Source organism: Aquimarina sp. AD1 (genome assembly GCF_003443695.1).
Classification (GTDB): Bacteria; Bacteroidota; Bacteroidia; order Flavobacteriales; family Flavobacteriaceae; genus Aquimarina; species Aquimarina latercula.
Genome location: NZ_CP031966.1, coordinates 349029 through 361240, shown reverse-complemented (window position 1 = coordinate 361240; position 12212 = coordinate 349029). Strand labels below are relative to the sequence as shown.

Annotated in this window: 5 protein-coding genes; all 5 read left to right on the top strand. The window is 32.9% G+C overall.

What is annotated here, in order from left to right; translation table 11 throughout:
- The first annotated feature begins 22 nt into the window (after nt 1-22).
- The 5 genes from D1815_RS01640 to D1815_RS01620 are packed head-to-tail and all read left to right on the top strand — an operon-like array spanning nt 23 to nt 12205.
- Nucleotides 23-2404, top strand: coding sequence for an ABC transporter permease (locus D1815_RS01640; protein WP_118385675.1), 2382 nt, complete (start codon nt 23-25; stop codon nt 2402-2404).
- 55 nt (nt 2405-2459) lie between these two features.
- Entirely contained in the window at nt 2460-4880 is a 2421-nt protein-coding gene (locus D1815_RS01635) for an ABC transporter permease (protein WP_118385674.1), read from the top strand.
- A 25-nt stretch (nt 4881-4905) separates the two neighbouring features.
- Nucleotides 4906-7353, top strand: coding sequence for an ABC transporter permease (locus D1815_RS01630; RefSeq protein ID WP_118385673.1), 2448 nt, complete (start codon nt 4906-4908; stop codon nt 7351-7353).
- 25 nt (nt 7354-7378) lie between these two features.
- The gene (locus D1815_RS01625) at nt 7379-9805 is read left to right on the top strand and encodes an ABC transporter permease (protein WP_118385672.1); all 2427 of its coding nucleotides are present in this window, start codon (nt 7379-7381) and stop codon (nt 9803-9805) included.
- 45 nt (nt 9806-9850) lie between these two features.
- A complete protein-coding gene (locus D1815_RS01620) occupies nt 9851-12205 on the top strand; it encodes an ABC transporter permease (protein ID WP_118385671.1) in 2355 nt (784 codons plus the stop codon).
- Nucleotides 12206-12212: the final 7 nt, after the last annotated feature.

Genomic DNA, 12212 nt, shown 5'->3' with positions numbered 1-12212 from the left:
AACGAACAGTAAACTAACAATCATGATCAGGAATTATTTTAAAATAGCATGGAGAAACCTTTGGAGAAGAAGAGGTTTTACATTCATCAATATTACGGGGTTATCAATAGGAATGACGGCTAGTTTTCTTATGCTGCTATATGTTAGTTTCGAATTAAGCTACGATAGCTTTCATAGTAAAGCTGATGACATTTACAGAGTAGTTGCCGATATTAAAACTCCTTCTGATAATATAGAAGCTAATATTACTGCTTGGGCAGTACCACCAAATCTAGAGAAGGATTTTCCTGAAATAATTTCTGCGGTAAGAATTAATGATTTAAATATGATTGTTCGAAAAGGCGATCTAAAATTTAAAGAAACAAATGCTATTGCTGCTGATTCTAGTTTTTTCTCTGTTTTTGATTTCGAACTACTACAGGGAAGCCCAAAAGAAGTATTAAAAAAACAATTCAGTGTCGTATTATCTGAAACTACAGCTAAGAAATATTTTGGTGATCAAAACCCTATTGGTAAATCCTTAAAAATAACTGAAGAAGGTTATAATTCTATTGTAACTGGAGTTATGAAAGATTTTCCTGAAAACTCTCATATACAAGCGGATATAATATTATCATTAACAACTTTTACGCAGCATTTAGATAAAGAATTAGATACTAGATGGGGTAGTTATGACGCTGCAGCTTACATTTTAGTGAATTCTAATACTGACCCTGATCAGCTTGCTTCCAAGTTTCCTGCTTTCTTAGAAAAGCATAGTGGTGAATTCATGAAACAGAGCAAAATGTTTGTAACTCTAAATTTAGAACCTCTAAAAAGTTTATATCTAGAATCCACAAGAGGTGGAACTAGAGGTGGCAGTATGACTAATGTGTATATATTTTCTATCATTGCCATTTTTATTCTTCTTATTGCATCTATTAATTTTATTAATCTTACCACCGCTCGTTCTGTAGAACGAGCAAAAGAAGTAGGAATTAGAAAAGTAATGGGAGCAGAAAAACAACAGCTATCATTACAATTTATTGGAGAATCTATTATAACTTGTTTATTAGCCTTTTTAATAACAACTTTATTAATCATTATAATCTTACCATTTTTTAATGAAATTGCTGGAAAAATAATTAGTGAAGGTCTTTTTTCTAACTACGTCAATATAATTAAACTATTAGGTATTTCATTAGCTATAGGAATTTTTGCTGGAATTTACCCTTCAATAGTTTTATCATCTTTTAAACCAATACAGGTTTTAAAAGGAAATTTTTCTACTGGTGGCAAAGGTGTTCTTCTTCGAAAAAGCTTAGTAATTGTCCAATTTACTATTTCAATTATTCTTATAACTGGTACGATTATTATTTATAATCAAATGAAATATATGCAAAATCAGGAATTAGGATTCAACAAAGATCGTTTACTAATTCTTGAGGCTGAATCTTCTAAATCACAATTATCGCTAAAGCACGCTATTGATAAAATCCCTGGGGTTAAATTTACAAGCTTAGGATCTAGTGTTCCTGGAGGAGGAAACTCATCTGCCTATTCTGAAATAGAAAATAAAGCGGGGGATCTTCAAATTGCAAACTTAGATCTCTATTTTGTAGATCACGAATATATCCCTCAATTCGATCTTAAAATAATAGCAGGAAGAGCTTTTTCTAAAGATTTTGCTTCTGATTCTACGCAAGCAATGATTATTAATGAAGAAGCGGTAAAACTTTTGGGATATAATGATCCGCAAAATGCAGTTGGTGCCAGGTTCAAGCAATGGGGTCGAGAAGGTCAAGTAATAGGTATTGTTAAAGATTTCCATTTTAATTCATTACACGATAATATTGGTCCACTCACGATGCGAATGGAGCGAAATAGAAATGATTTAATTACAGTAAAATTAGCACCTAACAATATAAAAGAAACCATTGGCGAAATTGAAAAATTGTGGGAATCTTTTTTACCTGAGCAACCATTTGATTACTTCTTTCTAGATGATTCTTTTAATGAACAATATGAAAACGAAGAACGATTCGGCAACCTATTTTTATACTTCGCTAGCTTAGCTATATTAATTTCTTGTTTAGGATTACTTGGACTTGCAGCATATAGTACCTTGCAACGAAGAAGAGAAATCGGAATTCGCAAAGTAATCGGAGCTTCTGTTTCAGAAATTGTAAACCTTCTGTCTAAAGACTTCTTAAAACTAGTAATGATCGCTTTTGCTATCGCCTCTCCTATTGCGTGGTATGTTATGTACAATTGGTTACAAGACTTTGCTTTTAGAATAGACATAAAATGGTGGATGTTCCTTTTATCAGGTGGTTCTGCTATATTAATTGCAATACTAACAGTTAGTTTTCATGCGGTAAAAGCTTCCTTATCAAACCCAGTGAAAACATTACGAACAGAATAAATCAATCAATTTATCACTTTAGACAAATCAAAAAACGAACAGTAAACTAACAATCATGATCAGGAATTATTTTAAAATAGCATTTAGAAGTCTATGGAAAGATCGAACCTTCTCCTTCTTAAATATTATAGGGCTTACAATAGCATTTGGGGTAGCTATATTGTTATCTATGTATGCAGTTTTTCAACTTTCCTTTGATCGTTTTCATGAAAAAGGAAACCAACTTTATCAAGTATATTCAGAAGATAGCACTCCCAAAGGGCTTAAAGCTAATATTGCAAAACCAGAGCCTTTTGCAGCAGCACTTCAGAATGAAACAACTGGCATTAAAAGGATTACACGACATAGTGGCTCGGGTATTCTATTAAGTCATCAAGGCAAACAACTGAATATGCATGCATCTTATGTAGATCCTGATTTTTTTGATATGTTTAGCTTTCCAATAATAAAGGGAAATGTTCAAAATCCAATAACCTCAGAATCTTCCATTGTTATTACTGAAGAAGCTGCAAAACGAATATTTGGAGCAGAAAATCCTATTGGGCAAACTGTTACAGTTTTAAGAGATGAAGAAGAAGTACCATTTAATGTTACTGCCATTGTTAAAGATTTTCCTGCTACAAGTTCCATGGGTTTTGATGTTGCGCTCAATTTTAAAAGTCAATCGAAGCACGCTTACGCCAGAACTATAGGGAGATGGGATATGTCGAATCACGAAGTTTATATACAACTCTCTAAAGAAATAACACCTGAACAGCTAGAGAAAAGCACGGTAAATTTCACCAAACTGCATTATAAAAGTCAGATTGAACATGCCAAACGTGACGGTGCACAACCTAATGCGGATGGACATTATAAACAAATTAAACTATTGTCATTTCCTGACACTCGTTTTGCTAATTTTAATCAAGGTATGGTAACTGTAAATCGTAGTATGCCATATTCGGTATTAGGTATTGCTATTTTGATTGTATTTATCGCCTGTATCAACTTCATAAATATGACCATCGCAAAAAGCTCGCAAAGATTAAGAGAGATTGGAATGCGTAAAACGTTAGGAGCTAATAAATCGCAACTGTTCTTTCAGTTTTGGGGTGAAAGTATTTTAGTCTTTTTGGTATCTACAAGTCTAGGAGTTTTTACTGCTTCTTTATTGTTACAACCTTTTCAGACATTATTTAAAACTAAAGCTTCTTTCGAAACCTTATTGAATCCTTATACATTATCTGGTTTAATTTTAAGCTTGGTAGTTATCACAGTAATTACTGGAGGGTATCCTTCTTTATTAATGAGCCGATTAGGCACTTTGCAAAGTCTAAAAGGCAAAATAGAAAGTAGTGGAAAGAATCATTTAAGAAACAGTTTAATAGTATTGCAATTTGGAATTGCTATAGTACTCATTAGTGGAACACTGGTGCTTTGGAATCAGTTAGAGTTTATGCGCACAAAAGATTTAGGATTTAATAAAGACCAGGTAATTGCTTTTCCTCTTAATGGAAAACGTAATGATCAGCAAGCTTTGAAACTACTTCGAAACAAACTTGAAGCCTATACAGATATAGTTAGTATTACAGCTTCCAATAATATTTTAGGTTTTGGAAAAGACGGAAATCGTTCTACCAGTGTTTTAGGTTTTGACCATAAAGGTCGTGGTATAAATACTCACATGTTAGTTGTTGATGCAGACTATGTAGAAACCTTAGATATAAATCTTACAGAAGGTCGTTCTTTTCGAAAAAACTTAGCCAGTGATAGTTTATCGGTAATCATCAATGAATCGATGGCGAAGCAATTAAACGAAAAAGATATTTTAAACACAAAAATCATCTTAGAAGATTCTATAGCGTTTTCGGTAGTAGGAGTTATAAAAGACTTTAATTTCCAGGAACTCGATCGAAATATTGCACCGATGTCGCTTTTTGCATTACCTAATTGGAATTTAAGACACGTATATGTAAAAGTATCACCTCACAATCTAGAACAATCCTTTACGAATGTAAAAGCTGCATGGGCATCCATAGAACCTAATGCAGAATTCCTAGGATCATTTTTAGATGAAAACATCGAACGTACACTACACAACGAGCGCTCAATGATAACTATGATTGGTAGTGGTTCTATCCTTGCAATTATCTTAAGTTGTATTGGTTTATTTGCTATCTCACTTCTAGTAGTGGCACAACGCAGAAAAGAAATTGGAATCCGAAAAGTAGTGGGTGCCAGTGTCTCAAAAATTACAATGATGCTCACTACCGACTTTTTAAAACTTGTACTCATAGCATTCATAATAGCTACTCCCATCTCGTGGTATTTTTCTTCTCAATGGCTTCAGAATTACACCTATCGTATACATCTCACCTTTTGGATTTTTCTTACAGCAGGAAGCATTGCAATCATAATTGCATTGGCTACGATTAGCATAAAAACGATCAATGCTGCTATACAGAACCCAATAAAAAGTCTTAAAACCGAATAAATCATCAATCAAAAAACGCACAATCATGATAAGGAATTATTTTAAAATAGCTTGGAGAAATATACGGAAGCAAAAAGTATTTTCTTTGATCAATGTAATTGGTCTTACTATAGGTTTAAGTGTATCATTCATTATTGGTCTAATGGTATATTATGATTACAGTTTTGATAAGTTTCATACCGATGGTGACCAGATCTACAGAATCGTTACAGATTTTCACAGTCCAGAAGGAACATTCTATAACTCAGGTGTCACGGTAGCCTTAGAAGATGCTATAAAAGATAATTCGAATTTTGAAATAGTAAGTGGCTTCTATGTTGAAAGACCAGCAAGTGTTCAAAACAAGGAACAAAACATCAAATTAAAATGGCCAAAACATGTGATTTTTACCGACCCAGATTATTTCGATCTTTTTCAATATAACTTTATTGCAGGAAATCAGTCAACTGCATTATCAAACCCAAATAATGTTGTGCTAACAGCCGAAAGAGCTTCCGATTATTTTCCTGATTTATCACCGAATGAAGTTATAGGAAAAACATTAATTTACAACGATTCATTAAATATTACGGTAACAGCAGTCGTAGAATCTTTTAAAGAGCGAACAGATTTTGTTTTTCAAGAATTTATCTCAGGTCCAACACTTCTTAAAACAAGATTAAGAGGAAACTTCTTAGACAAGAATTGGAATTCTACTGATTCTAATTCACAGTTATTTGTTAAGGTAAATCAACAAGCAAACTTTCAAAAAATACAGGAAGAGTTTAATGCTTTGGCAGATGAACATTTAGATGAATACTCTCGTAGCCACGGACAATCTAAAGAGTTTAAATTACAAACTCTAAATGATATTCATTTTAATAAAAACTATGGTGTTTACGATTGGACACAAGGGCAAGCCAGCAAACCTTTATTAAGAAATCTAGCACTTGTGGCATTATTTCTATTATTACTTGGATGTATTAATTTTATAAATCTTAATACTGCTCAAGCAACAAGGCGCGCAAAAGAAATTGGAATAAGAAAAACATTAGGTAGTTCTAGAAAACAACTAATTAGTCAATTCTTAGGAGAAACATTTTTATTGGTATTATTTTCTACTATACTATCACTAATATTATCAAAATGGTTACTTAATCTTTTTTCAGATTTCATAGCCGAAGACCTAGATTTTCAGTTATTCAGCAATCCAATAATTATCATTGGCATCGTAATACTTGTAGTAATAATCACCATACTATCTGGTTTTTACCCTGCACTGGTACTATCAAAATTTAATACTATTACGGTCCTGAAAAATAATATCGCAGTCGGGGAAAGAAAAAATGGGCTTAGAAAGTTTCTTACTGTTTTTCAGTTTACAATTGCTCAAGTTTTTATAATAGGAACCTTATTAGTAGGAAAACAAATTAATTTTTTGCTTAATCAAGATATGGGGTTTAAAACAGATGCTGTTGTATCGGTCTATAGTCCTAGAGGAGAACGACAACTTGATAAGAAGAAACGATACTTACAAAAGTTACAAAGTATTCCACAAATTAAACAATTAAGTTTAGGAGGTGCGCCACCAGCTTCTTTATCTTCTAACACTACAACCACCAATTACAAAACTGAAGAAAGAGATGTTCAATCAGATTTACAATTCATTTTTGGGGATACCAATTATTCAAAACTTTTTGAACTAGAATTATTAGCGGGTAGAACATATAGAAACGATACTATAAAAGAAATCGTTATTAACGAAGCAGCAAGAAAAGTCTATGGGTTTAAAACACCAGAAGATGCCATCGGAAAAAGAATAGACTTCGGAGATTATACTGTTCCTATTGTAGGTGTTATGGCCGACTTCTATCAACGTTCATTAAAATCAGAGATTCGTCCAATGGCATTACGAGGTGATTGGGACAGAGATGTTTTTAGTCGATTCCAAGCAGTACATATCGCTTTCCAAAACACCAATCCCGACGATTTGCAATCTACATTATCCAAAATTAAATCTGCATATGGTGATGTATACACAGATAAAGAAGACTATCGTATCGATTTTATGGATGAAACTGTAGCTAAGTTTTATAAAAGAGAACAAAAAGTTTCTAAATTATTGAATTGGGCAACAGGTTTATCAATTCTAATTAGTTGTTTAGGACTTCTTGGATTAGTAATCTATACTACCAATAGAAGGGTTAAAGAAATTGGAGTTCGCAAGGTTTTAGGAGCTTCATTATTACAGATAAACACATTGCTATGCAAAGAATTTTTAATTCTAGTAGGTATTGCATTTATAATAGCAACACCAATTGCCTGGTATGGAATTCATAATTGGTTACAGGATTTCGCATACAGAAGCGATATAAGTTTTTGGACATTTTTAGTAAGTGGATGTTTAATGATGCTATTCGCATTATTGGTAATAGGTTTTAAAACCTTTCAGGCAGCAAATGCTAATCCGGTAAACTCATTACGCACAGAATAAATCATCAATCAAAAAACGAACAATCATGATAAGGAATTATTTTAAAATAGCTTTGAGGAGTCTTCAAAAGAATAAATTACAAACAATAATCAACTTACTTGGATTAACTGTTGGGACTGTCTGCTGTTTAAGTATTTTAATTTATGTATTTGCTCAATTAGGGTATGATGATCATCATAAAGATGCAGAAGCAATATATCGGGTAAGAACCATTATTGAAGATCCTAACGCAAAACTATTTAATGCTGCTTCTAGCGGTCCTCCTATTGGGTTTGCTATGAAAGAAGATTTCCCAGAAGTAATTGAAGCTACTCGATTAGTATATATGGGTGAAGGCACCGAAGATTTACTTCGCACAAGTGATGGTACGGCAGGATTTTACGAGCCTAGAGGGTATCTTGCAGATCCCACAATATTTAACATTTTTAATTTCAATTTACTCGAAGGTAATCCAGATACTGCTTTGGTAGCTCCCAATACTGTAGTATTATCTTCTAGCTTAGCCAAAAAACTATTTGGTGATGTGCCTGTGCTTAATAAAACTATTATTTCTGGTAGTGGAGAACAACAATTATCACTAACTGTAACTGGTGTTTTTGATGATAGCGATCTAGAAAAATCTCATCTAAACCCTAATTATTTAGTCACCATAAACACTCCTGGGTTAGGACAGTTTGTTAGAACCGTTCAGAACTTTGCTACTCAAAACTTTATCTATACCTATGTAAAGTTAAATAATCCAGAAAATGCGTCTTTAGTTCAGAACAAATTACCTGAATTTTTAGAGAATCGTGGTGCAAAAGACTTTGCTGCTTTTAATTTTAAGAAAGAACTTATCTTACAAAAAGTGAGTGATATCCATTTACATTCCAAAGGTATATCTAGGCAAATCGGTCCGGTATCCGATATTAGCTACTTATACTTATTAATTACGTTAGCACTATTCATACAATTAGTAGCTTGTGTTAATTTTATCAATCTAAGTACTGCAAGAGCTAATAAACGTGCTAAAGAAATTGGTGTTCGCAAAACTATCGGTGCAGATAAAAAATCATTAATTGGTCAATTTCTTGGAGAATCTATTCTATTATCCCTATTAGCTACCGTTGTTAGTATTCCATTAACATGTATTTTATTACCTCTAGTGAATCAACTAACCCAAGGAGACATAAGTTTCTTAGCAATTCTTGACTGGCGTGTATTATCAATACTTCTTGTAATTGGTATTCTAACGGGCATTATCGCTGGGATATATCCAGCTCTTATATTATCTTCTATAAAGCCAACTCGTGTTTTGAAAGGAGCCGTCACCGCTGCTGTCGGTGGAACTTTTTTAAGAAAAGGCCTAGTAGTTTTTCAATTTGTAATCTCAATTGGCCTAATCGCCACGGTATATATTATCACGGAACAAGTTCGTTATGCTCAAAATAAAGATATGGGTTTTAATAAAGATAATTTAATTGCAGTTCGTTTAGGAACACAAGAAGCCTTTACTCAATACAATACTTTAAAAACAAATATGAGTAAGATTCCTGGAATAAAATCCATTTCTGGATGTAATATATATCCATCTCAATTTTTACGTGGAGATGTAGGTGCTTATTTACCTGGTAACGATCCAACGAAACCTTTATTGGTAAAAGTAAATGGTATTCAAAGTGATTATTTAAAAACAATAGATACCGAATTATTAACAGGTAGAGGACTAAAAAGTCAGGATAGTAGTCGTGTAGTAGTAAATAAAGCCACTATTGATGCATTTAACATTTCAATAGAAAATGCGGTAGGTACAAACCTTTCATTTTCTACAGGTGGTGATGTACAAACTGTAGAAGTGGTTGGTATCACAGAAGATTTTCATTTTGCTTCATTAAAAGAGGAAGTAGAACCAATTATGCTTTTTCTAGATATTAGTTCAGAATGGTTGCTTGTAAAAACGAACACTTCTGATTTCGAAATGATTCTTAATCAGATGGAAACTGTATGGAAACAAGTAAATAAAACTACACCTTTTATTTACAATTTCATTGATAAAGAAACAGAAAAATTAATAGCAGAAGAAAAAAGACTGGCAAATATTTCGATTGTATTTACTACCCTAGCAATCCTAATAAGTTGTCTTGGATTATTTGGCCTAATCTCGTTTATGGCAGAACAAAAAAAGAAGGAAATCGGTATCCGAAAAGTTTTGGGAGCAAGTGTCAGTACAGTCATGAAAATGTTAACAAAAGATTTTTTCTTACTAATACTTATTGCATTAGCCATTGCTACTCCTCTATCCTACTATTTTATGGAAAACTGGCTACAAGATTTTACATATAGAATTTCAATAAGCTGGTGGGTTTTCCTAATAGCAGGTATTGTAACAATGACTATTACTTTTTTAACGGTTAGTATACAAGCTATTAAAGCAGCAACCGCCAATCCTGTAAATTCATTGAGAACGGAATAAATAAAACAATATTTCTGCCCTTGGCAGGTCAAAAAACGAACTATCATGATCACTAATTATATAAAAATAGCTTTCCGTAGTTTACTTAAAAACAAAGGATATAGTTTCTTAAACATTTTTGGTTTAGCCATTGGAATTACGTGTGCTAGTCTAATTTTTCTGTGGGTAGAAGATGAATTAAGTTTTAATGAATCCTTCGCTGATCAGGATCAAATATATTATATTCCTACCAATCAGAACTATGACGGAGAGTGGCGAACTTTTTATTCAACACCTGGGCCATTAGCACAGGCTATGAAAGATGAAGTTCCTGGTGTAATTAAAGCAACTCGATCAAGTTCTGAAGAACGTCTTTTTACCGTTGGTGATAATGCTATCAATCGACAAGGAAGATACGCTGATGTAGATTTTTTAGAAATTTTTAGTCTAAAATTTATTGAAGGTACTAGAGAGAATGCTTTTAATAATCCTGAGGCCATTGTACTTACTTTAGAAACAACTGAGCAACTTTTTGGTAAAAATGCGAAAGCATTAGGTAAAACTATCAAAGTAAACAACAGAGATAATTATGTCATAACCGGTGTTATAGAAAACCTTCCTACCAATGTTACATTCCCTTTTGATTGGGTTGCTCCTTTTGAACGATATCAGGATGGTGCCGAATGGATGAATGAGTATGGCAGTAACTTTTCTGACACTTTTGTAAAATTATCTCCTGAAGCTAATATTGCGGAAGTAGATAACAAAATTAGAGAAATTATACCATCAAAAAATCCGAACACCGATACCTACGCCTTTTTGCACGCTTTAAAACATTGGCATTTAGAATCTAAATTCGAAGGAGGAGAAAAAGTCGGAGGAAGAATTAAGTATGTTCGTCTCTTTTCTATAATAGCTTTAATCATCATGTTAATAGCTTGCATTAACTTTATGAATCTATCTACAGCTAGAAGTGAAAAAAGAGCTAATGAAGTTGGAGTAAGAAAAGCTATCGGATCTAGTCGTCCAAAATTAATGATTCAGTTTGTAATAGAAGCACTTATGATGTCTTTATTAGCATCTATTCTAAGTATTTTTCTTTTATTACTGATATTACCACAATTTAATATTTTAATAGAAAAAGATCTGGTATTAGGTTTATCCAATCCATTACATATCGCTATTTTATTTATCACAACCATTATTAGCGGATTATTTGCTGGTATATATCCAGCATTCTATCTATCATCCTTTAAGCCTGTAGAGGTCTTAAAAGGAATAAAAGCTACTAGTGGTTCTGCTTCCTTTATTAGAAAAGGACTTGTGGTGGGGCAGTTTACAATTTCAATCGTCTTCATTATTTGTACTATACTAGTTTACCAACAAATTCAGCACGTAAAAAATAGAGATTTAGGATATAATAAAGATCAACTAATTAGAATGCGTGCTAATGGCAATATAATTGAGAAGTTTACAGTGATAGAACAAGACCTAAAAAACACAGGAGTTGTAAGCGGCGTGGCATTAAGTAATTCTCAAATTTTATCCGCAGGAAATAATGGTTCTGGCTTACAATGGCAAGGAGGAACCGATACAGAAGATGTTTTAATATCATATAGGCATGTCAATTCTGACTTTTTTAACACAACTGGTATAGAGCTTATAGAAGGAAGAGGTTTTAAGAAAAATCAGAGCTTGGATAGTACTAACATCATAATTACTCAATCTCTTGCTAAACTTATGGGAGAAAATTCTCCTATCGGAAAAACAATCACTGCCGGTGATGATGTTTTACAGATAATAGGTGTTACTAAGGATTATCAATATGGAGATATGTATGCTTCTAGTGATCCTGTTATATTTTTTAATAATCATAACTATGCCAGATACTTCTATATAAAGACTAAATCAGGTGTAGCTATGGAAGATACCTTAGCTTCTATCGAGAAAATTATGAAAAACAACAATCCTGCATTCCCTTTTGAATATACTTTCGTAGATGAGGCGTTTGACGCAATATTTAAAAGTGAACAGCTAGTTGGTAAATTATCTCAAATATTTGCATTACTCGCAATACTTATTTCTTGTCTGGGTCTTTTCGGTCTAGCTGCTTATACTGCAGAACAACGTAGTAAAGAAATTGGTGTTCGAAAAGTCTTAGGAGCCAGTGTAACAGGAATTGTAAAACTATTATCTAAAGATTTTTTGAAACTGGTATGTATCGCTATTGTATTAGCTACACCATTAGCTTGGTTAGTAATGAGTAATTGGTTACAGGAATATGCCTATCGAATAGAAATTAACTGGGTAGTCTTTATTATTGCTGGATTTGTTGCTATTATAATTGCATTAGCTACCGTAAGTTTTCAAGCATTTAAAGCCGCGATAGCAAATCCTGTGAGTAGTTTAAAAACTGAGTAATAAAAAC

What these genes read in the sequence shown, in the direction of transcription:
- D1815_RS01640 (WP_118385675.1), top strand. Translation starts at nt 23, where the DNA reads ATGATCAGGAATTATTTTAAAATAGCATGGAGAAACCTTTGGAGAAGA.
- D1815_RS01635 (WP_118385674.1), top strand. Translation starts at nt 2,460, where the DNA reads ATGATCAGGAATTATTTTAAAATAGCATTTAGAAGTCTATGGAAAGAT.
- D1815_RS01630 (WP_118385673.1), top strand. Translation starts at nt 4,906, where the DNA reads ATGATAAGGAATTATTTTAAAATAGCTTGGAGAAATATACGGAAGCAA.
- D1815_RS01625 (WP_118385672.1), top strand. Translation starts at nt 7,379, where the DNA reads ATGATAAGGAATTATTTTAAAATAGCTTTGAGGAGTCTTCAAAAGAAT.
- D1815_RS01620 (WP_118385671.1), top strand. Translation starts at nt 9,851, where the DNA reads ATGATCACTAATTATATAAAAATAGCTTTCCGTAGTTTACTTAAAAAC.